The 24323-nt window shown below is 61.6% G+C and carries 22 protein-coding genes; 14 read left to right on the forward strand and 8 right to left on the reverse strand.

What is annotated here, in order from left to right; translation table 11 throughout:
* The first annotated feature begins 38 nt into the window (after positions 1-38).
* Positions 39-3614, forward strand: coding sequence for a DNA polymerase III subunit alpha (gene dnaE, locus HMPREF2807_RS10015; protein ID WP_070512710.1), 3576 nt, complete (start codon positions 39-41; stop codon positions 3612-3614).
* Positions 3615-3725: 111 nt separating this feature from the next.
* On the forward strand, positions 3726-4922 hold the full coding sequence (locus HMPREF2807_RS10020; protein ID WP_070512506.1) for a cobalamin-independent methionine synthase II family protein: 1197 nt from the start codon (positions 3726-3728) through the stop codon (positions 4920-4922).
* Between the two features lie 114 nt (positions 4923-5036).
* Here the strand turns inward: HMPREF2807_RS10020 and HMPREF2807_RS10025 are convergent, their stop codons facing one another.
* Together HMPREF2807_RS10025 and HMPREF2807_RS10030 are read right to left on the reverse strand one after the other, a co-directional pair.
* On the reverse strand, positions 5037-5651 hold the full coding sequence (locus HMPREF2807_RS10025; RefSeq protein ID WP_070512509.1) for a hypothetical protein: 615 nt from the start codon (positions 5649-5651) through the stop codon (positions 5037-5039).
* Between the two features lie 110 nt (positions 5652-5761).
* Complete coding sequence (locus tag HMPREF2807_RS10030; protein WP_070512513.1) at positions 5762-7723, reverse strand: choice-of-anchor I family protein; 1962 nt, start codon at positions 7721-7723, stop codon at positions 5762-5764.
* Between the two features lie 176 nt (positions 7724-7899).
* Between HMPREF2807_RS10030 and ilvA the strand changes: the two genes are divergently transcribed.
* From ilvA to HMPREF2807_RS10050, 4 genes are read left to right on the forward strand one after another with little or no spacing between them, the layout of a single operon-like run.
* A complete protein-coding gene (gene ilvA / locus HMPREF2807_RS10035; protein WP_070512516.1) occupies positions 7900-9183 on the forward strand; it encodes a threonine ammonia-lyase IlvA in 1284 nt (427 codons plus the stop codon).
* The gene (locus HMPREF2807_RS10040; protein ID WP_046647993.1) at positions 9183-9830 is read left to right on the forward strand and encodes a YigZ family protein; all 648 of its coding nucleotides are present in this window, start codon (positions 9183-9185) and stop codon (positions 9828-9830) included. The genes ilvA and HMPREF2807_RS10040 overlap by 1 nt, the downstream gene beginning before the upstream one ends.
* Positions 9831-9855: 25 nt before the next feature.
* On the forward strand, positions 9856-10092 hold the full coding sequence (locus HMPREF2807_RS10045; RefSeq protein WP_046647994.1) for a hypothetical protein: 237 nt from the start codon (positions 9856-9858) through the stop codon (positions 10090-10092).
* A gap of 6 nt (positions 10093-10098) precedes the next feature.
* The gene (locus tag HMPREF2807_RS10050) at positions 10099-10485 is read left to right on the forward strand and encodes an RNA-binding S4 domain-containing protein (protein WP_010190494.1); all 387 of its coding nucleotides are present in this window, start codon (positions 10099-10101) and stop codon (positions 10483-10485) included.
* On the opposite strand, the gene HMPREF2807_RS10055 is transcribed toward HMPREF2807_RS10050, so the two are convergent.
* From HMPREF2807_RS10055 to HMPREF2807_RS10075, 5 genes are all read right to left on the reverse strand, one after another.
* On the reverse strand, positions 10482-11486 hold the full coding sequence (locus HMPREF2807_RS10055; protein WP_070512519.1) for a GTP pyrophosphokinase: 1005 nt from the start codon (positions 11484-11486) through the stop codon (positions 10482-10484). The genes HMPREF2807_RS10050 and HMPREF2807_RS10055 overlap by 4 nt on opposite strands.
* Positions 11487-11537: 51 nt before the next feature.
* Positions 11538-12146 (reverse strand): hypothetical protein, encoded by a 609-nt coding sequence (locus HMPREF2807_RS10060; protein ID WP_070512523.1) that lies wholly within the window; start codon positions 12144-12146, stop codon positions 11538-11540.
* Between the two features lie 145 nt (positions 12147-12291).
* Entirely contained in the window at positions 12292-13677 is a 1386-nt protein-coding gene (locus HMPREF2807_RS10065) for a 3'-5' exonuclease (protein WP_070512527.1), read from the reverse strand.
* 49 nt (positions 13678-13726) lie between these two features.
* Complete coding sequence (glgX, locus tag HMPREF2807_RS10070; protein ID WP_070512529.1) at positions 13727-15937, reverse strand: glycogen debranching protein GlgX; 2211 nt, start codon at positions 15935-15937, stop codon at positions 13727-13729.
* Between the two features lie 38 nt (positions 15938-15975).
* Positions 15976-16524 carry a TetR family transcriptional regulator gene (locus tag HMPREF2807_RS10075; protein WP_049155313.1) on the reverse strand — a complete coding sequence of 183 codons (549 nt, stop codon included), beginning with the start codon at positions 16522-16524 and terminating at the stop codon, positions 15976-15978.
* Between the two features lie 176 nt (positions 16525-16700).
* Between HMPREF2807_RS10075 and HMPREF2807_RS10080 the strand changes: the two genes are divergently transcribed.
* Positions 16701-17456, forward strand: a complete 756-nt coding sequence (locus HMPREF2807_RS10080) for a hypothetical protein (RefSeq protein ID WP_049155315.1) — start codon at positions 16701-16703, stop codon at positions 17454-17456.
* Positions 17457-17464: 8 nt separating this feature from the next.
* The gene (locus tag HMPREF2807_RS10085; RefSeq protein ID WP_232751663.1) at positions 17465-18007 is read left to right on the forward strand and encodes a hypothetical protein; all 543 of its coding nucleotides are present in this window, start codon (positions 17465-17467) and stop codon (positions 18005-18007) included.
* Here the strand turns inward: HMPREF2807_RS10085 and HMPREF2807_RS10090 are convergent.
* The gene (locus HMPREF2807_RS10090; RefSeq protein ID WP_070512533.1) at positions 18004-18927 is read right to left on the reverse strand and encodes a YbjN domain-containing protein; all 924 of its coding nucleotides are present in this window, start codon (positions 18925-18927) and stop codon (positions 18004-18006) included. The two genes, HMPREF2807_RS10085 and HMPREF2807_RS10090, sit on opposite strands and share 4 nt — an antisense overlap.
* 166 nt (positions 18928-19093) lie before the next feature.
* On the opposite strand from HMPREF2807_RS10090, the gene hisD reads away from it, so the two are divergent.
* From hisD to hisH, 6 genes are read left to right on the forward strand one after another with little or no spacing between them, the layout of a single operon-like run.
* The gene (gene hisD, locus HMPREF2807_RS10095; RefSeq protein WP_070512537.1) at positions 19094-20443 is read left to right on the forward strand and encodes a histidinol dehydrogenase; all 1350 of its coding nucleotides are present in this window, start codon (positions 19094-19096) and stop codon (positions 20441-20443) included.
* A 3-nt stretch (positions 20444-20446) separates the two neighbouring features.
* Complete coding sequence (locus HMPREF2807_RS10100; protein ID WP_049155319.1) at positions 20447-21550, forward strand: histidinol-phosphate transaminase; 1104 nt, start codon at positions 20447-20449, stop codon at positions 21548-21550.
* Between the two features lie 43 nt (positions 21551-21593).
* Positions 21594-22226: an imidazoleglycerol-phosphate dehydratase HisB gene (gene hisB / locus HMPREF2807_RS10105; protein WP_049155321.1), complete on the forward strand. Its 633-nt coding sequence runs from the start codon at positions 21594-21596 to the stop codon at positions 22224-22226.
* A gap of 6 nt (positions 22227-22232) precedes the next feature.
* A complete protein-coding gene (locus HMPREF2807_RS10110; RefSeq protein WP_049155322.1) occupies positions 22233-22415 on the forward strand; it encodes a hypothetical protein in 183 nt (60 codons plus the stop codon).
* Between the two features lie 50 nt (positions 22416-22465).
* On the forward strand, positions 22466-23686 hold the full coding sequence (locus HMPREF2807_RS10115; protein WP_049155324.1) for an MFS transporter: 1221 nt from the start codon (positions 22466-22468) through the stop codon (positions 23684-23686).
* Positions 23683-24318 carry an imidazole glycerol phosphate synthase subunit HisH gene (hisH, locus tag HMPREF2807_RS10120; RefSeq protein ID WP_070512539.1) on the forward strand — a complete coding sequence of 212 codons (636 nt, stop codon included), beginning with the start codon at positions 23683-23685 and terminating at the stop codon, positions 24316-24318. The genes HMPREF2807_RS10115 and hisH overlap by 4 nt, the downstream gene beginning before the upstream one ends.
* Positions 24319-24323: the final 5 nt, after the last annotated feature.

Consider the following 24323-nt stretch of genomic DNA (forward strand, 5'->3'; position numbering starts at 1 on the left):
TACGGGCGAAGTTTGACGGCCCCGCTAAGATGAGCCGCATGGCCAAAAACTCCTCCTTCGTCCATCTGCACAACCACACCGAATTCTCCATGCTGGATGGCATGGCCAAGGTGGACATGTTGGCGGATGAGGTTCTCCGCCAAGGCATGCCGGCAGTCGGTATGACCGACCACGGCAACATGTATGGATCCAATGCCTTCTATCAAAGGATGACCAGCGCCGGCATTAAACCAATCATCGGCATCGAGGCCTACCTGGCTCCTGAGTCACGTTTCAACAAGAAGCGCGTGCTGTGGGGAACCCCGGACCAGAAGCGCGATGACGTCTCTGCCTCCGGTGCTTACCTGCACCAGACCATGTTGGCGGAGAATGAAACCGGCCTGCGCAACCTGTTCAAGCTTTCCTCCTTGGCTTCTTACGAGGGCCAGTTGGGCAAGTGGCCGCGCATGGACGCGGAGCTTATTGCCGAGCACGCCGAAGGCATCATCGCGACCACCGGTTGCCCCTCGGGTGATGTGCAGACCCGCCTGCGCTTAGGCCAGTTCAACGAGGCTCTCGAGGCTGCCGCGATGTGGCAGGACATCTACGGCAAGGACAACTTCTTCCTGGAGCTTATGGACCATGGGCTGGACATCGAGAAGCGCACGCGCGACGGCCTGCTGGAGATCGGCCGCAAGCTGGACTTGCCGCCGTTGGTGACCAATGACTGCCACTACGTGCTGGAGTCCCAAGCCCCGGCGCACGAGGCCATGTTGTGCGTGCAGACCGGTAAGACGTTCATGGACCCGGATCGCTTCAAGTTCGACGGCACCGGCTACTACATCAAGTCCGCCGCGCAGATGCGTGAGCTGTGGGATCACATGGTGCCGGAGGCCTGCGATAACACCCTGTGGATTGCGGAGCGCGTGCAGGACTACGGTGCGATTTGGGAGGAGCACACCCACGATCGCATGCCGATTGCCGACGTCCCCGAGGGCCACACCCCAACCTCCTGGCTGACCCACGAGGTCATGGAGGGACTGAAGGATCGCTTCAACGGTGGGGATGTGCCGCAGGAGTACATCGACCGCGCTGAGTACGAGATCAGCGTCATCGACATGAAGGGCTACCCCTCTTACTTCCTCATCGTGGCCGAGCTCATCAAGCACGCGCGGTCCATCGGAATTCGCGTCGGTCCGGGTCGTGGTTCGGCGGCCGGTGCACTCGTGGCCTACGCGCTGACCATTACCAACATTGACCCCATCGAGCACGGACTGCTCTTCGAGCGATTCTTGAACCCGGAGCGTCCGTCTGCACCGGATATCGATATCGACTTCGATGATCGCCGCCGCGGCGAGATGATTACCTACGCCGCCGATAGGTGGGGCGAGGACAAGGTTGCCCAGGTGATCACCTTCGGCACCGTGAAGACCAAGCAGGCAATTAAGGACTCCGCCAAGGTGCACTTTGGCCAGCCGGGCTTCCAGATGGCGGACCGCATTAATGGTGCGCTGCCGCCTGCCATCATGGCCAAGGACATCCCGCTCGCCGGCATCATGGACCCAGAGCACGAGCGCTATTCGGAGGCGACCGAGGTCCGGCAGATGATTGAGACCGACCCGGACGTGAAGAAGATTTATGAGACCGCACGCGGCCTCGAGGGTGTGGTCCGCCAGGCCGGCGTGCACGCCTGTGCGGTGATTATGGCCTCGGTCCGCCTCATGGACCACATCCCGATGTGGAAGCGCCCCGCCGACGGCGCCTACATCACCGGCTGGGACTACCCGGCCTGTGAGGCCATCGGCCTGCTGAAGATGGACTTCTTGGGTCTGCGCAACCTCACCGTGATCGGTGACTGCCTGGAAAACATCAAGAAAAACCGCGGCGAGGAAGTCCACCTAGAGGACCTCCACGCCGACGACCCGAATGCCTCGAAGGTCTATGACCTGCTCTCGCGCGGCGATACTCTGGGCGTGTTCCAGCTCGACTCGGGCGGCATGCAGGAGCTGCTCAAGCGTATGAAGCCGACGGGCTTTAAGGATATTGTGGCGTCGCTGGCGCTCTACCGTCCGGGCCCGATGGGTGTGAACGCCCACTGGGATTACGCGGACCGCAAGAACGGCCGCAAGGAGATTACCCCGATCCACCCCGAGCTGGAGGAGCCGCTTAAGGAGATCCTCGATGAGACCTACGGTCTTATCGTGTACCAGGAGCAGATCATGCGTATCTCGCAGAAGGTGGCGAACTACACCGCCGGCGAGGCAGATGGCTTCCGTAAGGCCATGGGTAAGAAGAAGCCGGAAGTCCTGGCCCAGCAGTATGACAAATTCTGGGGCGGCATGAAGGACAATGGCTACTCCAAGGAAGCCATGGACGCTCTGTGGGGCACCATTGAGCCCTTCGCCTCCTACGCGTTTAACAAGTCCCACGCCGCCGGTTACGGGTTGGTGTCCTTCTGGACGGCTTACCTGAAGGCCTATTACGCGCCGGAGTACATGGCCGCGCTGCTGACCTCGGTGGGTGACAAGAAGGATAAGTCCGCTATCTACCTGGCCGACTGTCGCCACCTGGGCATCCGCGTGCTCTCCCCGGACGTCAATGAGTCCCAAGAAACCTTCCAGGCCGTGGGCGAGGATATCCGCTTCGGCATGGGCGCTATCCGCAACGTCGGTGGGGAAGTGGTGGATTCCATCGTGAAGACCCGCCGGGAGAAAGGCGCTTTCACGTCCTTCTCCGATTACCTGGAGAAGATCGAGCTGGCTGCCTGTTCGAAGCGCGTGACCGAATCCCTCATCAAGGCCGGCGCCTTCGATTCCCTGGAACACCCGCGCAAGGGCCTCATGCTCATCCACGAGGATGCCGTGGATTCGGTGCAGACTACCAAAAAAGCAGCCGACAAGGGCCAATTTGACCTCTTCGCTGGCTTTGGCGGTGGTGATGAACAGGGCGACTCTGTCTCCGCCTTCGCCATCGATATCCCAGATGAGAACTGGGATCGAAAGCACGAGCTGGCCTTGGAGAGGGAGATGCTCGGCCTGTACGTGTCCGGCCACCCGCTCGATGGCTTCGAGGAAGCCCTCAACGCGCAGACCGACACCCCGATTACCAAGATCCTCAACGGTGAAGTCGGCAACGGGCAGGAGCTGGTGATCGGCGGCATTATCTCGGGCGTCGACAGGCGCTTTTCCAAGCGCGATGGCTCGCCCTGGGCCATCGTCAGCATCGAGGACCATAACGGCGCCCAGGTGGATATCCTCGTGTTCAACCAGGTGTACTCGCTGGTGGCCCCGCAGATTGCGGAAGACAATATCATCCTGGCCAAGGTTCAGGTGAAGATTCGCGATGAGCGCATGTCCTTGTTCTGCTCCGATATCCGCGTTCCCGATTTGGGGCCGGGCAACGGTGCTGGCCTGCCGCTGCGACTGACCATGCGCACGGATCAGTGCACGATGGACAACATTGCGCGGCTCAAGCAGGTCTTGGTCAACAACAAGGGTGAGTCCGACGTGTACCTCACGCTTGTCGACGGCGAAGAGTCCACCATGATGGTCCTCGGCGAACATCTGCGTGTGGAGCGCTCCAGCAACCTCATGGGTGATCTCAAGGCGACGATGGGCGCCGGCATCCTTGGGTGAGCCCACGTGTTGGGGCCGCGTGCTGAATAAAAGTACAGAATGAAGCGGGCCGTGCTTCGTACGTGGGTTACGCTAGACAGCACAGTCTAGTTGAAAGGGAATGTACCTCCTATGGTCAATAAGATCCGCACCACCCACGTCGGCTCACTGCCACGCACCAAGGAGCTGCTGGAGGCTAACCTCGAGCGTTCTGCCGGCACCATCTCCGATGAGAAGTTCCACGAGATTCTTCAGCGCTCGGTCGCTGACGTGGTCAAGCGCCAGGTTGATCTCGGCATCGACATCATCAACGAGGGCGAGTACGGCCACATCACCTCCGGCGCTGTGGACTATGGCGCTTGGTGGAACTACTCCTTTACCCGCCTGGGTGGTTTGACCATGACGGACAAGGACCGCTGGGAAATCGGTGACAAGATCCGCTCCGAGCCGGGCAAGATTCGCCTTTCCTCGATGAAGGATCGCCGCGACCGCGCACTGTTCGCCGAGGCTTACAACGATCCGGATTCGGGTATCTTTACCGGCCGCAAGAAGGTAGCTAACCCGGAGTTCACCGGCCCGGTTACCTACATCGGCCAGGAGCAGGTCGAAGCAGACGTAAAGCTGCTTGCCGACGCCCTCCCCGAGGGCACCGAAGGCTTCGTCGCCGCCCTGTCTCCGGGTGCTGCGGCGCGTCTGCCCAACAAGTACTACGAGGATGAAACCGACCTTGTTCGCGCCTGCGGTGAGGCGCTCAAGGTGGAGTACAAGGCCATCACTGATGCCGGCCTGACCGTGCAGTTCGACGCCCCGGATCTGGCCGAAGCTTGGGATTCGGTGGTTCCGGAGCCGACCGTAGAGGACTTCCAGGCATTCCTGCGCGGGCGCATCGACATCCTCAATGAGTCCATCAAGGACATCCCGCGCGAGCAGACCCGTCTGCACATCTGCTGGGGTTCCTGGCACGGCCCGCACGTGACGGATATTCCGTTCGCGGACATCATTGAAGAGATCCTGCAGGCCAAGGTCGGCGGCTTCTCCTTCGAGGGCGCCTCGCCGCGCCACGCGCACGAGTGGCGTGTGTGGCAGGACCACAAGCTGCCGGAGGGCACCGTCATCTACCCGGGCGTGATTTCGCACTCCACGAACGCCGTGGAGCACCCGCGCCTGGTGGCGGATCGCATCATCCGCTTCGCAGAACTGGTAGGCCCCGAAAACGTCATCGCCTCGACGGATTGCGGCCTCGGCGGGCGCCTGCACCACCAGATCGCGTGGGCAAAGTTGGAGTCCCTCGTCGAAGGCGCACAGATCGCTACGGAGGAACTGTTCTAACCCGTCGCCCGGGCTGGGGCGCGCAAATGCTCTAGTGCGCGGTCCCGTCCGAGGGCGAAATAAATAGGCGCGAACCAAGTGTGGTTCGCGCCTTCGAGATCGTGCGGTAGGGAATTATTCCTCAGCCGCGTCAGCCTCTTCCTTCTTCTTGGTGTTATCCCAGTAGAAGCCGTGGCTCTTGAGGAAGGCACGCAGGTCGTTGAGGACAGCCGGGTTGGACTGCGCGACCGCGGCCAGCAGGTTGATGCCGACGGAGAGTAACGCAGCCGCGCCACCGATCCACGCAAAGACCTCCTCGGCCGTGTCATTGGGGCGTGCAGACTGTACCCAGTCCGGCATCTCGTCCCATTCCTTCTCCAGCTCAGCGTCCTTTTCTTCCTGGACGCAGTCCGGCACTTCCGGCATACCGGAGGAACCATAACCGTTAAGGATGCCGAGTCCGAGCTCCTTCGGCCCCATGAAGGACGAGCCCGCAGTGTCATCGGCCACCGCGTTTTCGTGCTCCTCGCGCGCCTTGCGCACCGCCTCCGCGCACTCCTCGGAGAGGCCGGAGGTATTGGTGTGACCGATGTTCATCGAGCTTCCGCCAGTGGAGCTCTGACCGTTCTGTCCGCTCTGGCTCTGCGCGGCGGGCTGAGCGCTACCAGAAGCGTCGTCGGCTGCAGCCAGCGGAGTTACCAGGGCCATGGTCGTGGTGCACACAGCGATCAGGGAGGTTGAAAGGCGCATAATCAGAGGGTTCTCCTTGGGAAGGGATGCGAGGGGATGAGAAAAAAAGGGGGGTGGCTTGGTGCAAGCCCACTTCAATGTAGCAGCCCTCCCCGTGAGCGCGGTAGGGGTTAGAGGAACTTCTCCAGCTGCTCGCGCAGCGGTGCTGGGGCCAGGCTGAGAACCGTTTCACGGATACCCGGGGCACGCAGCAGACCTACGGCAGCGGCTAGGGCGGCGACGACACCGATGACAGAACCAGCGATGATGGCCGCGGTGGATGGGCGGGAGCTCTGGCCGTCCTTGTTCTGGTCGTCCTGGTCCTGCGAGTCATCGCCAGGGTTCTCATCCGGATTCTCGTCCGGCTTCTCCTCGTCGTCCTTGTCGCCAGCGAGGAGATCCTTCACGGAGTAGACGGTCGTGGTTCCGGATACCTCGTTGCCGACGATGAGCAGGTACTCGCCGTTGGGGGAGTCCGCCTTGTCGACGAAGGCAAAGCCCTCCGGGCCTAGGTCGCCGGCAGCAGCGGACTCGTCGGTGGAGAAGTCGCGGTTGTTGACGTAGGTAACGAAGGAAGAGTTAGCAGGGTCGGTGACATCGTAGACGAAGACGCCGCCGACGCGCTCCGCGCCGATGAAGGCGTATGTGCGATCTCCCACGGTGCCGATAGTGAGAGCCTCGGGCTCGGGGCCCTTGTTGTCGGAGCGGTCATCAAACTCGGCGCTCTCATTATCGGCGTTGTGGTGGAACACGCCCGGCTCGTTGAGCTCGGCGGTGATCTTTTCGAACTCGGCACCGGAGTCGAAGACAACGTTGCCCTCCGCGTCGTAGATGCTGAAGGAGCGGGAGCCGTAAGCATAAAGCTCGTCGAAGCAGCCCTTCTCTTCGTTCCAGCCAGAGGCGTTGCTCAGCTTCAGGTTGCCGGCTTCCTTCTTGTCGGCGAGCTTGTCCAGGTCGACGTCGCCAAGCGCGCCCTCGCACACCTTGCCATCCTCGACCACGTCCTTGAGCTCCACCTCATCGGTGTAAACGCCGGAACCGCCGTCCTTCTCCTCCACGCCCCATTCGCGGGCGTCGCCCTCGTTCGCGGTGGCGAAGTAGGTGTGGCCGCCAGCGGTGAAGGCACCGATGGAATCGGGCATGGACAGACCCTTAACCGGGATGGTGCGCAGCTCCGCCTTGTCATCCTTGTTCGAGGGGTCCAGCGGGACTGTCGAGTGATCCGCAATGTGTGCGGGCAGAATCTTTTCCACGGTGGCGGACTCGATGTCAATGACACCGATGGCGTTGGCCTCCTGCAGCGTTACAAAGGCCTTGCCGTCCTGGGAGGTGATGTACTCCGGCTCGAAGTCGATTGAGGGCTTGGAATCGTGGCCGGAGGGGCCGAAGACGCGCACGCCCTCCGGCAAAGGCTGACCGTCGAAGGCAGAGAAGTCGGCGATACGGGCGTCCGCTTGGGTTGGAGCCTCAACACCCTCCGGCAGCTTAATGACGGAGACGGAACCTTCCGGGTCCGTGACGTAATCGGTGCCCTCGGCGTTGAGCTCGTTCGAGGGCTCGCCCTCATTGGCGAGGAGAGCGTAGCCACCATCGGCGGTGATGTGGACGTTATCCGGCAACGCGCCCACCATCACGCGCCCTAATTCGGCGGTCGCCAGGTCCTCGGCCGCGGCGTTGAAGAACAGTGCTTCGCCCTCCTCGGTCTTGTCCGCTTGCTGGACGGCGGCCACAGCCAGGCCATCGGGGCGCACGGCCACGGAGTTGATTTCCTTGCCCTCGCCAGCAGAAATGGAACCGATGAGCGTGAGCTTGGTCGGATCCGAAGCATCGAGGACATCAATCTGGCCCGCATGCGCGTTGACGGTGAGAATGCGCTTGGAGGCCGGGTGGAAGGCCACGATCTCTGCGGCGGACTCTTCGTAGACCCCAGACTCATAGGTGCCAATCGGGGTGACCTTGAGGTTAGCGTCCGCAGCAGAGTGCTCGATGACGTTATCCACAATCGCGGCCGAGGAAGTCGGCACAGCCAGGCTAAGACACGTGGCGGTCGCAGCGCACAGGGTGAGGGAGCGGCGGGAGATAGAACGAGACATGCAGAAAGACTCCTTGTTGCGAGACGAAAAGATTCCGCACCACCGTACGTTTGCCCCTAGTGCTTTTGGGGAACAGTAAGTTGCGGCCAAGCGAGATCTGGGTAAACGTTCGGTGAACCGGTCGATTGCTAGGTAATGTGCGACGCGTGGAGGGCGGGGCGCTAAAATAAGCCACCATGACAACCATCCCGCAAGACTTCGAGCCTATCCACGCCTCTGATATCCAACTGGCCCAATCGCGAATTAGCTCGGAGATTGCCCCGACTCCGCTGCAGTACTGCCCGCGCCTGTCCCAAGAGACAGGTTATGAGGTGTACCTGAAGCGCGAAGATCTGCAGGATGTGCGCTCCTACAAGATCCGCGGGGCTATTTACGGCATGTCAAACCTCAGCGAAGAGCAGCGCACGCAGGGGATAGTTACCGCCTCGGCGGGAAATCACGCCCAGGGCGTCGCCTACGCCTGCCGCACCATGGGAATCCACGGCAAGATCTACGTGCCGGAACCGACCCCGAAGCAAAAACGCGACCGCATCCTGGTTCACGGTGGTGATTTCGTGGAGTTGGTGGTCACCGGCGCCAACTTCGACGAGGCGGCTGCGGCCGCGCACGCGGATGCCGCCGAGCGCGGCGCCTTCTTCATCGAGCCTTTCGACTCGCGCGATACCGTCACCGGTCAGGGAACTGTGGCCGCGGAAATCGTGTCCCAGCTGTCCTCAATGGGCAAGTCCTTGGATACCGTGGTGGTCCCCGTGGGCGGCGGCGGACTCATTTCCGGCATCACCTCTTACCTCGCCGATATGGCCCCGCGCACCGCGGTGGTGGGCATTGAGCCGGCCGGGGCGGCGTCGCTGAGCGCTGCGTTTGCGGCCGGTGAGCCGGTGACCCTGGAGACCGTCGATCCTTTCGTCGACGGTGCTGCCGTCAAGCGCATCGGTGAGCTGCCTTTCAAGATTTTGGAAGCCAACCAGGGCCGCCTGCACCATGACATCGTCTCGGAAGGCGCCGTGTGCACGGAGCAGCTCGCGCTCTACCAAAACGAGGGCATCATCGCCGAACCCGCCGGCGCGCTGAGCGTGACCGGCCTGCGCACGCTCAACCTACAGCCGGGCTCAACGGTGGTCTGCGTGATTTCCGGCGGCAATAATGACGTGCTTCGCTATGCCGAAATCATGGAGCGCTCCCTGGTGCACCGCGGACTCAAGCACTACTTCCTGGTGAACTTCCCGCAGGAGCCCGGCCAGTTGCGCCACTTCCTCCAGGATGTTCTTGGCCCAGAAGATGACATCACGCTGTTCGAGTACCTCAAGCGCAACAACCGTGAGACCGGCGCCGCGCTGGTAGGTATCGAGCTGGGGAGTGCCGCAGGCATTGACGGACTACTCGAGCGCATGGAGGCGTCGAAGCTCAATTGCCAGCAGCTTCAGCCCGGCACGCCTGAGTACGACTTCCTCGTCGCATAATGCTGGAGAGCTATCAGCGCCCCGCCGCCGGTGAGATTGTCGAGCACGAGATTGAGATCAAGCGCTCGCGGTTTATCACCCTCATCGGTCGCGCCACGACGGAAGAGGAAGCACGCACGCTTATCGACGGCGCCCGCGACCGCTTCCCTGACGCCCGCCACCACTGCTCGGCCTACATCTACCACGTTGACGGCTCGAATCCAGTGGAGCGCTCCTCCGATGATGGCGAGCCCTCCGGCACGGCGGGCAAGCCGATGCTCGATGTTCTGAAGGGCTCCGGACTGCTCGATATCTGCGCGGTCGTGGTGCGCTACTTCGGCGGTATCAAGCTGGGCGCGGGCGGGCTCGTGCACGCCTATGGAGGTGCCGTCAGCGAGACGATGGAGCAGGTTGAGCCCGTCACGCGTGCCTTGCGCGAGCTCTATACCGTCGAGGTTTCGCACGCGGAGGCCGGGCGGCTGGAGGCGGAGTTGCGCAACCGTGGCGTGGACATGGTGGATACCGCCTACGGCCAGGCGGTGACCTTCACCGTGTCTGTGGAGCCCGGCGGCAAGGAGGAACTCGCGGCGACGCTCGCGGCGCTGACCCAGGGCGAGGCAGAACCGAAGGAAGCTGGAACTGCCTGGGTCGAGCTTTCAGGCCGCTAGCTTCTGTCCATGTAGAATAAGCCCCATGACTATGCAGCGACGCCCCAACAACCCCATCGAGCAACGCAAGCAAGCCGTGCGCACCCACGCCCGCAATGGAGCTATCTGCGTCGTGGGCGGCGTCGCCGGCGGTGTCCTCTTGGGCTGGGCGCTCACCGCTTTCTGGACTTGGATGGCGATTGGCCTCGTCGTCGCCGTGGTCGGCGGCGTCTACAACTGGGTCAAGATCCAGAAGATCGTGAACGAGAACCACAACTTTTAAGAACCTATGGTGAATCAGCCCGACGGGCGGCCCGTGCGCATCGATGCCTGGGTCTGGTCCGTGCGCATGTTCAAGACGCGCTCGGAAGCCGCCACTGCCGTGCGCGCTGGGCACGTCAAACTCAACGGCAACGCCACCAAGCCCGCGCAGCAGGTTGTGCCCGGCGACCGCGTGCGCGTGTGGCGCAACCATCACGAGCATGACCTTGAGGTGCTTGCTACCGTGTCCAAGCGCGTCGGCGCCCCGATTGCGCGCACCTGTTACATCGACCATGCCCCGCCGCCACCGCCGAAGGAGTTCATGCCCTCCGTCCCGGTCCGCCCGCGCGGTGCCGGCCGCCCCACGAAGAAGGAGCGCCGGCAGATGGAGAAGTTCCGCGGCGGATTCCGCTAATTATTCCGGAAGTTCTTTAAGGCCTTCAGGCGCGCGTTCAAGCGGCGCTTGCGGTCCCTGCGGTCGCCGGCATCGGCGGTGGCCTCGATGTGCTGGGCGCCGAATTTGTTGAGCAGCAGGTCGTCGATAAGCCTGACCTGGCCCGGGCGGAAGCGGTAGCGCATGGCGTCGTGAACGTGGGCGATGTCGTCATCATCGAGTAGCTGCCTGAGCTGGCTCAAGTGTGTGATGCCGTTGTTTTCTAAAAGCTCCGCCAGGAAGCGGTAGTGCTCCGAGCGTGAACGCGGAAAGCGGTTACCCAGAATGATGGCGAGGACGCCGGGGAGGGTCTCTGCCGTGATTTCCACGTCATCGTCCGTCTCAGAGCTGGGAGCCTTGAGCGCGGCGATTTCATCGAATTGCTGATCCGCCAGCTCAATGAGGCCTGCGGCGAGCGTAAAGAGCCGATCGACCTGTGGGGAGGGAGGATTCGGACCCTGTTTGTAGCGGATATCGTGTTCGAACTCGGCCCACGCGTGCTGGAGTACGGTGCGAATCTGAATCTCGAAGGTCCAGCCGATATAAGGCTCAAGTTCCTCCAGCGTGGCGGCGCTATCCTCCGATACCGTCAGTACCAAGTGATGGGAGCCATAACCAAAGCCACCGGAAATTCGCGTCTCCGCTGCCTTATCCACTGAGCGAAGCACGGTAAAGGTCTCTCCTAAAACCTCCAGGGCCTCTGGGATAATCGTGGAGTGGAAGACAGTAATCCGCACGCCTAAGACATCGTGAATATCCTCCCACGGGCTCGGATACATGAGCTCGCCGTTCTCCCGACGCTTCTTCGCCTTGGCCTTGAGCGACGGCCATTGTTTTACGCGGGTGGCCACGCGGTCGAAGATAATTCCGGCGTCGTTCAACAAGTCCTCGATGGCGTCGCGGAAGTCTTGCGCCGCGGTGGGGTGCGCGCGTACCCAGGAGTGGTACTGGTTGCCCAGGCGGGACATGGATGATTCAGGCATTGTGAAGAACGTGACTCCTTTCGGCCACGGCAAGAATGACGTGAGGCGTATCTACACCTCGAGAGGGAAGCCGTTAGCCAATACTAGTGGTTGCAGGCTCAGAGGGGGACGATGGCGCGGGCGCAACTCGGCCGCGCGGCAGGCCAGTTCCGTCGCTCGCTGTGGGGAAACGTTCAGCAGCGCGTAGAGGGTGTGCGCATCAGGAACGAGGTAGGTAATACTCGTGGCTTGGCTCAAGCGTTTCAGATGATTATCCAGGATAACGAAGGCCTGCGGATGCGCCAACCACGACGATACGGTGCAGCGATGCACGCGCACCTCGAGGCTGCCTTCAGCGCCGCTGAGACTCTGCTCCGCTGGCCGGGTAAAGAAACGCAGTCCCTGCTGTGTTAACGCGCGGCGTTGAAGATTGAGCGCTGCGGTATCCCACGCTTGGCGCGTAGTCAGGCCCAGATCGTCCAACGCACGCTGGCTCACGCGCTTGGTTTCGGCACCCGTGCCGTGCACCATGGACATCGATAGGGTCCGCGAGAGCTGGATGCGCGCGGGCGAGTCGCCGAAGCCATCATCGCACAGCTTAATTCCGTTGAGCTCTTCGCTCGGGCAGAGCGAAGGGAGTAGGTGATCGACGTGAAGCGAGGTGGGCAGCGCGATGGTCATGTGTTCGTCTCCGTGAAAGGTAGGCTAGTGCGGATTCCTTGCCTTTATTGGACTGTGTCTTGCGCCCACAGGTTCCCACCGGAGAAGAGAAATTTCACCGCGCGCTAGAGCCTGGATGCCCTAGCGCCCTAGCGCCTTTTACTGCCTAGAACGGTGGGGCTTCGTCGAGCTGCAGTTCCTCTAAAAGCTTGTCGGACTGCCAGATGGCGATGTCCTGGCCGTTGCTTTGCAGCTCTTCGGCACGCTTTTCCTTCGACGTCTTGGTGGCCCACTGGCCCACGACGAGGATGGTGGTCTTCTTCGTGACGTTTTTGCCTACCTGGCCGCCGCGCTCAGCGATCTTGGACCACAACAAGCCCTTGTCGAAAGGCTCAAAGTCACCGGTGAGGGTGACATTCTGGCCAAACAACGTGCCTTCCGGGTCGGCATCGGGGTTCGGATCCGGGATGGTGTCCGGGGTGGACACGGACTGCCACGGGGCCGGCCCGCGGCGCTCCTGCGAGGAGGAGCGCTTCTTCTGAGCACCTGAGGTAGCACCCGCCATGCGGGTGTTGTCGCGGAAATCTGTTCCCGCGCCTAGGTCTGCTGCGGAAAGCGGCGCGGTGTTGGCGCGGAGGACAGGGATAACCGCCTCCTTGCTTAAGGTTCCCAGTGCAAACTCGCGGGTAGAGAACAATTCCTCGATGGAACCGGAGTGGCCAAAACGTTGAGCCAAGGCGCTGACAATTTCCCCAGCGGCGCGGGCATCCGCCGTGGCCTCGTGGTGCTGAAAATCTTCGGCGCCAATGTAGGAGGCAACGGTGGGAAGCTTATGGTTGGCCACGTCGATAACGCCGGCGCGGGAGGCGTCGCGAGCCAGCGCTAGCGAACATGCTAGGCGCACTTCTGGGACTGGAGCCGCCGCCTTCTGGAGGCCACTGCGCAAAGCGGTGGAATCGAATTGCGCGTTGTGGGCGACCAACGTGTCGGAACCGAGGAACTCGAAGAGCTCGGCAGCGGCGTCCGCGAAGGGGGAAGCGCCGGCGACGTCGTCTGCTGTGATGCCGTGGATACTGATGTTGACATCGTCGAAGTGCTCCAGACCCGGCGGGGGAGTACAAAGCCACGTGCGGGACTCAGTTTCTTCACCATCGCGGAAGCGGACCGCGCCGATTTGGCAGACCGAACCCCAGTTGTCGTTAGCGGTTTCCACATCGACAGCGGTGAAATTCAGTCCGTCGACTCGGCTGCTGGTCGCCGGCGCTTCGCCGCGGAGGGCGGCCTTGACCGCCTGAGCGAAGGCCTCCGCGTCCTGGCCTGGGGCGAAGCGGATGACCGTGTCCCCAGCATTCCCCGCAGCATCGACCGTGCCGCGCACCACGACCTGCCCGAAGCCCGTGGCCGTTGGCGCCGTGCACTCCACGCTCGTGGCATCGGCCATCGAGAGAGCCTCGTGGGCCGGTGCGCCGAGGGACGCAGCAAGCTGGGAGCGGCGGAACGTGAGGGCATCGGCGGTGACATCAATGACAGCGCCATGGGCGGTATAGGACACAGATTCCTTTCAGGACAGGGGAGCAGAGCGTAGGTGGTAAAGGAGCAGTCTAGTTCTCGTCTGCTCCGGCGGACTCATCGCTGTCATCGAAAACCGGCGGCTCGGTCTGGCGGAGGATGAGCGACGTGCGCGGTTGCACCACGATGGATCCCTCAGCCGCGATGAGCTTTTCTTCATCTGGGTAGCCACCGGAGTCAGACGTATCCACGATGAGGCGCCAGCTAGCACCCAAGTCCTTCTTCGGCAGAGTGAACTCGATCTCCTCGTGGTGAGCGTTGAAGATCATGATGAAGGAATCATCCGTGATGCGCTCACCCCGGGCAGTCGTCTCCGTAATCGCGTTGCCGTTGAGGTAGACCATAAGCGCCTTACCGAACTCAAAGTCCCAGTCTTCAGGGGTCATCAGCTTGCCGGAGGGAACCAGCCACGCAATATCTCGGTCTTTCACCTCAGAACCGAAGGGGCCGCCGGCCAAGAAACGCTGGCGACGGAACACCGGGTGGTTCTTGCGGATATTAATCAGGCGCTTGGTAAAGCCGTGCATGGCGATGTTCTTCTCTTGCTCCAACATCGACCAATCGATCCACGAAATCTCGTTGTCTTGGCAGTACACATTGTTGTTGCCACCCTGGGTGCGGCCCAGCTCATCGCCGTGGCATAGCATCGGGGTGCCCTGGGACAGCAGAAGGGTGGTGAGGAAGTTACGCACCTGGCGGCGGCGAAGCTTCTTAATCTCTTCGTCGTCAGTGGGGCCCTCCACACCGTGGTTCCAGGAGCGGTTGTGGGATTCACCGTCGCGGTTGTCTTCTCCGTTTTCGGCATTGTGTTTTTCGTTGTAGGAGACCAAATCACGCAGCGTGAAGCCATCGTGCGCGGTGATGAAATTGATGGACGCGGTGGGGCGGCGGCCGTTGTTGGCGTAGAGGTCGGAAGATCCGGTCAGGCGCGAGGCAAACTCGCCCATCGTCGACGGCTCGCCGCGCCAAAAGTCACGGACGGTGTCGCGGTACTTGCCGTTCCACTCGCTCCAAATGGGCGGGAAGTTACCAACCTGGTAGCCGTTATGGCCCACGTCCCAGGGCTCGGCGATGAGCTTGACCTTGGAAACCACCGGATCTTGCTGGACTAGATCGAAGAAGGTAGCCAGCTTGTCGACGTCATCAAGCTCGCGCGCCAAGGTGGAAGCCAGGTCGAAGCGGAAGCCGTCGACGCGCATTTCCGTTACCCAGTAGCGCAGCGAATCCATGATCAACTGGAGGGAGTGCGGGTGGCGGACATTAAGAGAGTTACCGGTGCCGGTGTAGTCCATGTAGTGCTCGGGGTTGTCATCAACCAACCGGTAATAGGCGTGGTTATCAATGCCGCGGAAAGCAATGGTCGGACCCATGTGGTTGCCCTCGGCGGTGTGGTTGTAGACAACGTCGAGGATGATTTCGATGCCGGCCTCGTGGTAGGCGCGAACCATGGCCTTGAACTCGGCGACCACCTCGCCGGGCTTCTTGGCGTAGGCATAGTCCGCATGGGGCGCGAAGAAGCCGAAGGTGTTATAGCCCCAGTAGTTGCGCAGCCCCAGCTGGCGCAGGCGATCATCCTGCAGGAACTGGTGGACTGGCAGCAGCTCGACGGCTGTCACACCCAGGTCCTTGAAGTAGTTGATGATGGCCGGGTGTGCCATGCCGGCATAGGTTCCGCGCAGCTCCTCCGGAACATCCGGGTGCGTCATCGTCATGCCCTTGACGTGGGCTTCGTAGATGATGGTCTCGTTATCTGGCGTGTGGGGGCGGTTGTCGCCGTGCCACTCGAAGAAGGGATTAATCACCACCGACAGCATTGTGTGGCCTAGGGAATCATCGTCGTTGCGTCCGGTGCCGGGCTCGTCCGCGAAGATATCGTAGGAGTACAGAGAGGCATCGCCATCAAAATCACCGTCGAAGGCGCGAGCATAAGGATCGACAAGAAGCTTTGAAGGATCGCAGCGCAGGCCATGTTCTGGTTCATAAGGGCCATGGATGCGGTAGCCATAGCGCTGCCCCGGGCTGACGTTGGGAAGGTAGGCATGCCAGACGTGGGCGGTGATCTCGGTCAGTTCAATGCGTTCTTCGTTGCCGTTGTGATCGATGAGGCAGAGCTCGACCTTCTCGGCGATCTCGGAAAAGATAGCAAAATTAGTACCGGCCCCATCGAAGGTGGAGCCGAGTGGGGAGGGGGAACCAGGCCACACCTGGCGAGATGGCGTTATATCAGCACGGGTCTCAGTCATGAGGCTTAGTTTAGTCAATTCCGCTGCATGCGATCGGTTCACAGCGTGCGTAAACCCGCGACCATGAGTTCTGCGGCGCGCACCAAGGTGTCAACGCCTGACACAGCATTCGACGCTGAGGGAGCTGCGCTTGGTGACGCCCCACTGAGCTGTTCTCGGGATTGCTCCATGAAGGTCGCTCCCAGGACGTAATGGATGAGAGCGCGGGCGGCGACGCCACTATCCTCCGGTGATGCCCCGGGGGCTTCCCGCTTCAACGCGGAGGTGAAAAGCTCCTCCAAGTCAGAACTTGCTGAGGATTCGGGGAAAGCGGCACCTGCTATGGCGACTTCGGCGCCGTCGCGCCAGCGTGTGAGTTCCCCATGAAGGGAGCTGACCAGCTCCGTTGTGGTCTCTCCTGTAACGGGGGAGAGGATCTCGGAGGTCATTGCGGCGATGAGCGATTGCTTATTGGCCACATGCCAGTACAGCGCGCCGGGAGCAACGCCGAGGTTGGTGGCAACACGGCGCATGGTGACATCGGCGAGCCCGTAGCGTGTCAAGAGCTCGAGGGCGGTGGAAACGATAGCGTCGCGAGAAAGGTGCACAACAACCCACTCTACGCGGCGCGGAAAAACACCAAGCGTGGCTCACAGGAAGCTTCAAGGTGAAGTGTAGGGTTTATACAATCATGCCTTGTTAGGGTTATGTGAAGTGTCCAAGAGCAACTGCCACGCCCAGCGTGGTTTTACTATCGCTCTCTATAGATATTAGGAGTTATCCCTTGTCTTTTCTGACACCTGCCAAGAAGTCCCTCGTCGCTGTTGCGCTCGTCGCGCCGCTCTCCTTGGCTGCTTGCGGTTCCGATGATGAGAACGCTACCGATACCGCTTCCTCCGCGGTGAAGACCACCACCACGACGGAGTCCAAGGACAAGACCTCCGAGGGGCAGTCGAAGGAGAAGGATTCTGAAAAGAAGGAGGGAGACGAAAAGAAGGAAGGCGAAGAGAATAAGGACGGCGAGAACGCCGATCCGAAGCCGGAAGGGGAGAACCCCGAGGGCGGCGAAAACCAGGCCATGGCTAACCCCTTCGAGAACGGTGTGGATCCGTTCCAGAGCATGCCGAAGGTTGAGCCGGTCCAGGGTGAGGCTGCAAGCCAGGAAGACATTGACGGCATCAATGGTCTGGTCCGTGGCATGTACGAGCAGCAGACCATGCGTTCCTTCGTGAAGTACCTCCCGGAGCACACCTGCGCTGAAGTGCGCAACGACCCGAACTCCGGCCTTGACCAGGTGGACTACAACCAGGTTCCGGATGTTCCGATGGACCAGCTCAAGGACATGATGGCGGCAGCTGGCCAGGACACCTCGCAGATGGAAGGCTTTGACTGGTCCAAGACCGGTGTTGAGTCCATCAACGATGTCGTGGTCAACGGTGACGATGCATCCGCAACCGTGAACGTCAACACCAGCAAGGGCATGGACAGCTCCACCATGCGCTTCAAGCGTGAGAACGGCAACTGGACCTTCTGCGGCTAGAACATATCGTGCCTGCACTGCGTGCACCTAGCTTTCGCATACCCCGCGCCATCGGATTTGGTGCGGGGTTGCTCGCGTTAGCGCTCCTCGGGTTTTCTGTGGCCGGCGCCGCGTGGGGGCTGTGGCGTCCTGCCCTGAAGGGGCACCGGGTTGATGATGGCGGCTACGCCCTGCGCAACGTCGCTAACGTTCAGTTTGATTCCTACATTACTTTTGTACTCATTACCGGTGCCCTGGGTATGGCGTTGGGGCTTATTGCCTATCGGCGCGGCGAGCGCTACCGCGGCGTCGGGGTATTGCTGTGGGTAGCCCTGGCTTCCTTGGCTGGCGCGGCGTCGTTCTACGTCTTTGGTGGAGCTACCGCAACGAGTATCCCGGACGATCCCGGGGAAATTGTGGAGTTCGTGCCGAAATTCTCGCCCGGCATCGCCTGGCTCGTGGGGCCGTTCATGGCCATGTTTACGTACTGGTCCGCAGTATTTGTCAATCCTCCTCGTGCCGTGGACGACGAAGAAGCGGAGGCAATGGTGGCTGAGGCAGAGGCTCCTTAGGGCCAAGCGACGGGGGAGGAGCCCACAGCATCGCGTGAAATGTCATCGATGCCGTGGAGGACGTGTTTGATGCCGCGGCCTAGGGCGGTGATCAGTTGGGCGTCGGAAAGCCCAGCGCCCGTCATGACGGCGTAGTCAATGCGCACCTGCAAGCCATCGACGTTGGAGTGGCAGAAGGCAGAAGCCGAGTGGTTGGTGCGGTTCCAGTCATTGCAGATGAGGAAAATTTTGGAGAATTCGCTGCCTGGGAGGTTGGGATCCCAATGGCCTTTAATGATGAGGCTCGGCCCAGAGTCGATGGCGAAGGCAAAGAGGACATCGTTAATCCACGCGTAGACGGCCTCTTCCGCATCTGCTTGGAAACGCGTAATACCGAGGGCGGGTAACAGCTCCCCGAGACGAGCGGTGTCGACTGTGCCGACGGGGCCGTCGAGCTCTATCTGTTCTTCCGGAGCCGCCGGGCGGGGAAGCGTCAGAACGGGGAAATAATCCGCTAATTCCTCAAGGCAGGCCGACGCGTTGTGCAGCGCAGGAACGACAGAGGCGGAGAGCTGGGCCGCCGTGGGTTTCTGGTGCACGACGAGGAAGGAATGGCCCCACACCTCGACCTCGGTCGGGGAGGAATAATTGAGCACGAGCTGCGGCGAAAGACAATCGTGGTTCCAGTCGTTGACGAACTCGCTGAGTGCGGGGATATCGCCGAAGCCCAAGACACCGTGGTGGGTGGTGCAGAAGCGCAAAATAGGCTCGCCCTCGGTATCCATAAAGGCACGGGTCTCCCCGAGCGGCGGATGGGGGAAGAGGAGTTCGTGCGCGCTGACCCGGATGCAGTGGAGGCTTTCGCGGTGCGCGAGGTGCTCCACACGGGCAAGCAGATCCGAGGTGGAGTGGCTGTCATTACCTTCGGCGCCGTTGCTCATCTCGCCGCCTCCCTTCGCCGAGTCGGGGTGCCGGAACGTGTTAGTAGTGACACATTCTATAACCTGCACCTGCCAGCTCGCTGGCTTTTTGGCACGGGTATAGTAATGGGAAGGTATAGAAACCGCTGCATATTATGCGGCTGTATATTATGAAAAGGGCTTGAGCATGCTACGAACCATTGACCTGCGCGGAGAGACTCTCACCACCTCCCGCCTGCGCCGAGTATTGCCGCGAGGCGGAACCGATGTTTCCTCAGTCATGGACATTGTTATCCCCATGGTGAACAAGGTGCGAGAAGGTGGTGTTGCGGCGGCCCTCGACTTTGGTGAGAAATTCGATGGCATCCGCCCCGCCACGGTGCGGGTCCCGCATGAGGAGCTCGAGAAGGCGGCCCAAGAACTGGCCCCTCAGGTCCGGGCAGCTATCGAAGAATCTATCGCCCGCGTGCGCGCCGTTCACGCGGACCAGAAGCCGGCCCCACACACGACAACGCTGGCGCCAGGTGCAACGGTTACCGAGGTTTTTCAACCCATTGAGCGGGTAGGACTGTATGTGCCAGGAGGCAAGGCGGTGTACCCATCCTCCGTCATTATGAATGCCGTCCCGGCCCAAGAAGCAGGCGCTGAAGCGATGGTCGTGGCTTCTCCGCCGCAGAAGGAATTCGGCGGCCTGCCGCACCCGACGGTGCTGGCTACGTGCCACATGCTCGGCGTGGACGATGTCTGGGCAGTCGGTGGTGGACAAGCCATCGCCTTGCTGGCCTACGGCGACGATGAACCCGCCACGGGGGAGGATGCTCTTGAGCCCGTGGACATCATCACCGGCCCCGGCAATGTCTTTGTTGCTGCTGCCAAGCGCGCGGTACACGGCGTGGTGGGTATCGATGCGGAAGCCGGCCCCACCGAGATCGTTATCCTGGCCGACGAGACCGCCAACCCGGTCTACGTGGCCTATGACCTCATTTCTCAGGCGGAGCATGATCCGATGGCTGCCTCCGTGCTCATCACCGACTCGGAGGAGCTTGCTGCCGCCGTGAATGCGGAAGTAGCTCAGCGCTACACCGCCACCGCGAACGCCGAGCGCGCAGCTGAGGCTTTGCGCGGCGAACAGTCCGGCATCGTGTTGGTCGATGACCTCGAAGCGGGCATTGCTGTCGCGGACGCCTATGCCGCTGAGCACTTGGAGGTTCACACGAAGAATGCCCGGGCAGTAGCGGAGCGTATCCGCCACGCCGGTGCCATTTTCGTGGGTGATTATTCGCCGGTGCCGCTCGGTGATTACTCCGCTGGCTCCAACCACGTCTTGCCCACCTCGGGAACCGCGCGGTTTAGCGCTGGGCTGTCGACGCACACCTTCCTGCGCCCGGTCAACCTCATCGAGTATGACCGCGCAGCACTCGGGGAGGTGGCGGAGAATGTGATTGCCTTTGCCACCGCGGAGGCACTGCCTGCCCACGGTGAAGCAATTGCTGCACGATTCGCCGATGCCCCAGATACCCAGAAAGTAGAGGCTTAAGTAATGGCTGAGTTGAAGGATCTTCCCCTGCGCGAAGAATTGCGCGGCTCCAGTGCCTATGGAGCCCCGCAGCTGACGGTGACCAACCAGCTCAACACCAACGAGAACCCCTACCCGCCGTCGGAGGCGCTGGTCAAGGACATCGTGGCGGCCGTCGAAAAGCACGCCCGAGAGCTCAACCGCTATCCAGAGCGCGACGCCGTCGAACTGCGCACAGCGCTGGCGGGGTATGTCAGTGAGCAGACCGGCGTGAATGTCAGCGTGGACAACGTGTGGGCGGCCAATGGTTCCAACGAGGTGCTGCAGCAGCTGCTCCAAGCCTTCGGAGGGCCGGGGCGCAGCGCGCTGGGATTTACCCCGAGCTATTCCATGCACCCCATCCTGTGCGCGGGCACCCAAACCGAATTCATCTCCTGCCCGCGGAACGAGGATTTCCGCATTGCGGAAAAGGAGGCGCTGGAGGCCGTCGCCAAGCACCGCCCCGACGTTGTCTTTATTACCACCCCGAACAATCCCACCGGTGACGTCACCCCGATCGACCTAGTGGAGAAGATCGTGCAGGCCGCGCCGGGCATCGTCATCGTGGACGAGGCCTACATGGAGTTCTCGCCTTCACCTTCTGCCACCACGCTGCTGGCGAAATATCCGACCAAGCTCGTGGTCTCACGCACGATGTCCAAGGCCTTCGATTTCGCCGGCGGACGCTTGGGCTACTTCGTGGCCGATCCGGCTTTCGTGGAAGCCGTGATGCTCGTCCGCCTGCCCTATCACCTCTCTGTCCTCTCCCAGATCGCGGCCACCGTGGCTCTGACACACAAGGAGGAGACTTTGGGCACCGTGGCGAAGCTGTCGGCGGAGCGGGACCGGGTTGTCGCACGGCTCCAGGAGCTCGGGTACTACGTGGTGCCGAGCGAATCCAACTTCGTGTCCTTCGGACGCTTTGCCGATCAGCACGCGGTGTGGCAGGGGTTCCTGGACCGCGATGTCTTGATCCGAGATAACGGCGTACCGGGACTCCTGCGCGCCACGATTGGCCTGCCTGAAGAGAATGATGCCTTCCTTTCGGCCGCAGAGGACTTGGCAGATACAGTAGAGATGATTAACTGAGCCCCTCCTATGGGGCACGATTTGAAGGAGGAGAGTGGGGACGATGAGCGCTGATGAAGCTGCACGCCGCGATGGCGGCGACCGCATTGGCCGCGCCGAGCGCGTTACTGGGGAGACAAAAATCTCTGTAGAAATCAACCTCGATGGCACCGGCCAAGCGGATATTTCGACGGGGCTGCCGTTCTTTGATCACATGCTGAATGCTGTGTGCACCCACGGCTCCTTCGACCTTCGCGTCCACGCCGACGGCGATATCGACATCGATGCCCACCACACCGTCGAAGACACCGCGATTGTTCTCGGCCGTGCCTTCCTGGAAGCATTGGGGGACAAGTCCGGTATCCGCCGTTTCGGGTCCCAGCTGCTGCCCATGGATGAGGCACTGGTGGAGGCCGTCGTCGACATTTCTGGGCGCCCCTACTTCGTGATGAATGGCGAACCGGAAAACATGGAGTGGCAGGTCATCGGCGGGCACTACGCCACGGTGATCAACCGTCACTTCTTCGAAACCTTTGCCACGCACTCGGCGACGACTCTGCATGTCAACGTGCGGTACGGCCGCGATCCGCACCACATCACGGAGGCTGAGTACAAGGCGGTGGCCCGCGCCCTGCGCCAGGCTACTGAGCGGGATCCGCGCGTGACCGGAGTTCCTTCGACGAAGGGAGCCCTCTAAGCCGTTATGAACTTGTTGGTTCTCATTCTCTTTCTGGTCACCGGTTTGCTCGTCGGCGGCGCGTGGGCGGCGTATCAGAATGGCTCGGTGCTGATGACCGTGGTCGCGGGTGCGCTCGCGGCGGTCTCCGCGATCGCGGCGCTGGCCTGGATGCTTGACATCTTCTCAGCGGGGGTGGCAGCGAAGTGACGGAAAAGACCCCTCAGAGCGTATGGAAGGTCGCCGGCTTTAAGGAAACCATGATCGCGGTGGTTTCCGCCTTCGGTGCCTGGTCGGTCCTGCTTCCAGTGGTGCCCCTGGCCGTGCTGGACTCCGGTGGCTCCGCCACGTTGGCTGGCGCCACCACCGGCGTGTTCATGTTGGCCACGGTGCTTACCCAGATGGCGACTCCGATGCTGCTGCGCATCTTTGGGTACCGTCCGATCATGGCGGCCTCGGCACTGTTGCTGGGGCTGCCGGCATTGGGGCACATGCTGGGCGATGCCGCCCCGATCGCCCTGGGATTCTCCGCCCTGCGCGGCATCGGTTTTGGCGCTCTCACAGTGGCGGAGAACGCTCTCATCGCAGAAATTACGCCGCGGCGTTTGCTGGGCAAGGCCACCGGTATCTTCGGTTTGTTCATCGGTGCAGCCCAGATGGCGTTCTTGCCTTTGGGTCTCGCAGTGGCTTCAGCCTTTAACTACAACACGGTGTATCTCCTAGCCGCTGGCCTTGGCCTGCTGGGATTCTTTACCTGCATTTTGGTACCGCAAATCAAGGCAGCTCCAGTGGGGTTGCCGGACCCAACGGATACCACTCCGCGGGCACCAATGTGGAAGCTTGTGCTCGTCCCAGCGCTCGCTCTGACCAGTTTCTCCGTGAGCTACGGCGTCGCCTCCAATTTCATTTCCCCGGCGGTGCGCGAGCTGGATCCTGAGCGTGGCGCTGTCCTGGGTGGCCTCATGCTGTCCGTGATCGGTGGCGCGGCCATGATTTCACGCTATGTCGCCGGTGTCGTGGCGGACCGCGTGGGCCAGCCAGGCACGTTGATGATTCCAGCCCAGGCTTTCTCAGTCTTTGGTGTGGGTCTAATCGCCGCCGTGCTGTGGCAAGAATGGTCAGTATGGCTGCTCGTCTTCGGCACGGTCATCTATGGTGCGGGTTTCGGCATCGTCCAGAACGAGGCCTTGTTGTCGATGTTCGACCGTCTCCCTCGCGAGCGCCTGTCCGAAGGTTCTGCGGTGTGGAATATCTTCTACGACGGTGGAACTGGACTTGGTTCGACGGTTCTCGGCGCCGTCGTGGCTATGTCCGGATACGATGGCGCCTTCGCGGCTGGTGCCGCCATCATTGCGGTTGGCCTGCTCATGTCCGTGGCTGACCGCGCTTTGGGCAAGACCCGTGTGAGCGAGCTGAATGATATTCAGACTCGCCTGCGCATGATTAGAAGGCCGAGGAGGCCCGGAAAGGAGCCACGATGAGCTCATACGACGTAGTAGTCCTGGATTATGGTGCTGGCAATGTCCGGTCGGCAGTGCGCGCGCTGGAGCGGGTCGGCGCTACCGTGACGGTCACCGCGGACCCCAAGACCGCCGTGGAGGCCGATGGCCTCCTAGTCCCCGGCGTGGGCGCCTTCGCTGCCTGCATGGAGGGGCTGCGCGCCGCGCAGGGACCACGGATTATCGGCCAACGCTTGGCTGGCGGGCGCCCCGTCCTGGGAATCTGTGTGGGTATGCAGATTCTTTTTGAGTCAGGCACTGAACACGGCGTGCACACCGAAGGTTGCGGCGAGTGGCCCGGGGAGGTCACCCGCTTGCAGGCTCCCGTCCTCCCCCACATGGGATGGAACACCGTGGAGCTTCCCAGCGGTAGCTGCATGTTTGAAGGCGTGAGCGCGGATGACCGCTTCTATTTCGTGCACTCCTATGCCGCGCGCAGCTGGGAGCTCGAGACCGAGATTACTGAGCCACCGAAGGTGGCGTGGTCTGAGTATGGCGGTGACCGCTTTGTCGCCGCGGTAGAAAACGGTGCGTTGTGGGCCACTCAGTTCCATCCGGAGAAATCGGGTGATGTGGGCTCGCAGCTGCTAAAGAACTGGATTGGAACGCTTTAAAGAGC

The organism is Corynebacterium sp. HMSC074A09, assembly GCF_001811545.1.
Taxonomy (GTDB): domain Bacteria; phylum Actinomycetota; class Actinomycetes; order Mycobacteriales; family Mycobacteriaceae; genus Corynebacterium; species Corynebacterium hiratae.

Coding starts and splice junctions, on each gene's coding strand:
- HMPREF2807_RS10050 (WP_010190494.1), top strand. CDS start 10,099: ATGGTGAATCAGCCCGACGGGCGGCCCGTGCGCATCGATGCCTGGGTC.
- HMPREF2807_RS10025 (WP_070512509.1), bottom strand. CDS start 5,651: ATGCGCCTTTCAACCTCCCTGATCGCTGTGTGCACCACGACCATGGCC.
- ilvA (WP_070512516.1), top strand. CDS start 7,900: ATGACAACCATCCCGCAAGACTTCGAGCCTATCCACGCCTCTGATATC.
- HMPREF2807_RS10060 (WP_070512523.1), bottom strand. CDS start 12,146: ATGACCATCGCGCTGCCCACCTCGCTTCACGTCGATCACCTACTCCCT.
- HMPREF2807_RS10045 (WP_046647994.1), top strand. CDS start 9,856: ATGACTATGCAGCGACGCCCCAACAACCCCATCGAGCAACGCAAGCAA.
- dnaE (WP_070512710.1), top strand. CDS start 39: ATGGCCAAAAACTCCTCCTTCGTCCATCTGCACAACCACACCGAATTC.
- HMPREF2807_RS10040 (WP_046647993.1), top strand. CDS start 9,183: ATGCTGGAGAGCTATCAGCGCCCCGCCGCCGGTGAGATTGTCGAGCAC.
- glgX (WP_070512529.1), bottom strand. CDS start 15,937: ATGACTGAGACCCGTGCTGATATAACGCCATCTCGCCAGGTGTGGCCT.
- HMPREF2807_RS10090 (WP_070512533.1), bottom strand. CDS start 18,927: ATGAGCAACGGCGCCGAAGGTAATGACAGCCACTCCACCTCGGATCTG.
- HMPREF2807_RS10030 (WP_070512513.1), bottom strand. CDS start 7,723: ATGTCTCGTTCTATCTCCCGCCGCTCCCTCACCCTGTGCGCTGCGACC.
- hisH (WP_070512539.1), top strand. CDS start 23,683: ATGAGCTCATACGACGTAGTAGTCCTGGATTATGGTGCTGGCAATGTC.
- HMPREF2807_RS10020 (WP_070512506.1), top strand. CDS start 3,726: ATGGTCAATAAGATCCGCACCACCCACGTCGGCTCACTGCCACGCACC.
- HMPREF2807_RS10110 (WP_049155322.1), top strand. CDS start 22,233: ATGAACTTGTTGGTTCTCATTCTCTTTCTGGTCACCGGTTTGCTCGTC.
- hisB (WP_049155321.1), top strand. CDS start 21,594: ATGAGCGCTGATGAAGCTGCACGCCGCGATGGCGGCGACCGCATTGGC.
- HMPREF2807_RS10055 (WP_070512519.1), bottom strand. CDS start 11,486: ATGCCTGAATCATCCATGTCCCGCCTGGGCAACCAGTACCACTCCTGG.
- HMPREF2807_RS10100 (WP_049155319.1), top strand. CDS start 20,447: ATGGCTGAGTTGAAGGATCTTCCCCTGCGCGAAGAATTGCGCGGCTCC.
- hisD (WP_070512537.1), top strand. CDS start 19,094: ATGCTACGAACCATTGACCTGCGCGGAGAGACTCTCACCACCTCCCGC.
- HMPREF2807_RS10115 (WP_049155324.1), top strand. CDS start 22,466: ATGATCGCGGTGGTTTCCGCCTTCGGTGCCTGGTCGGTCCTGCTTCCA.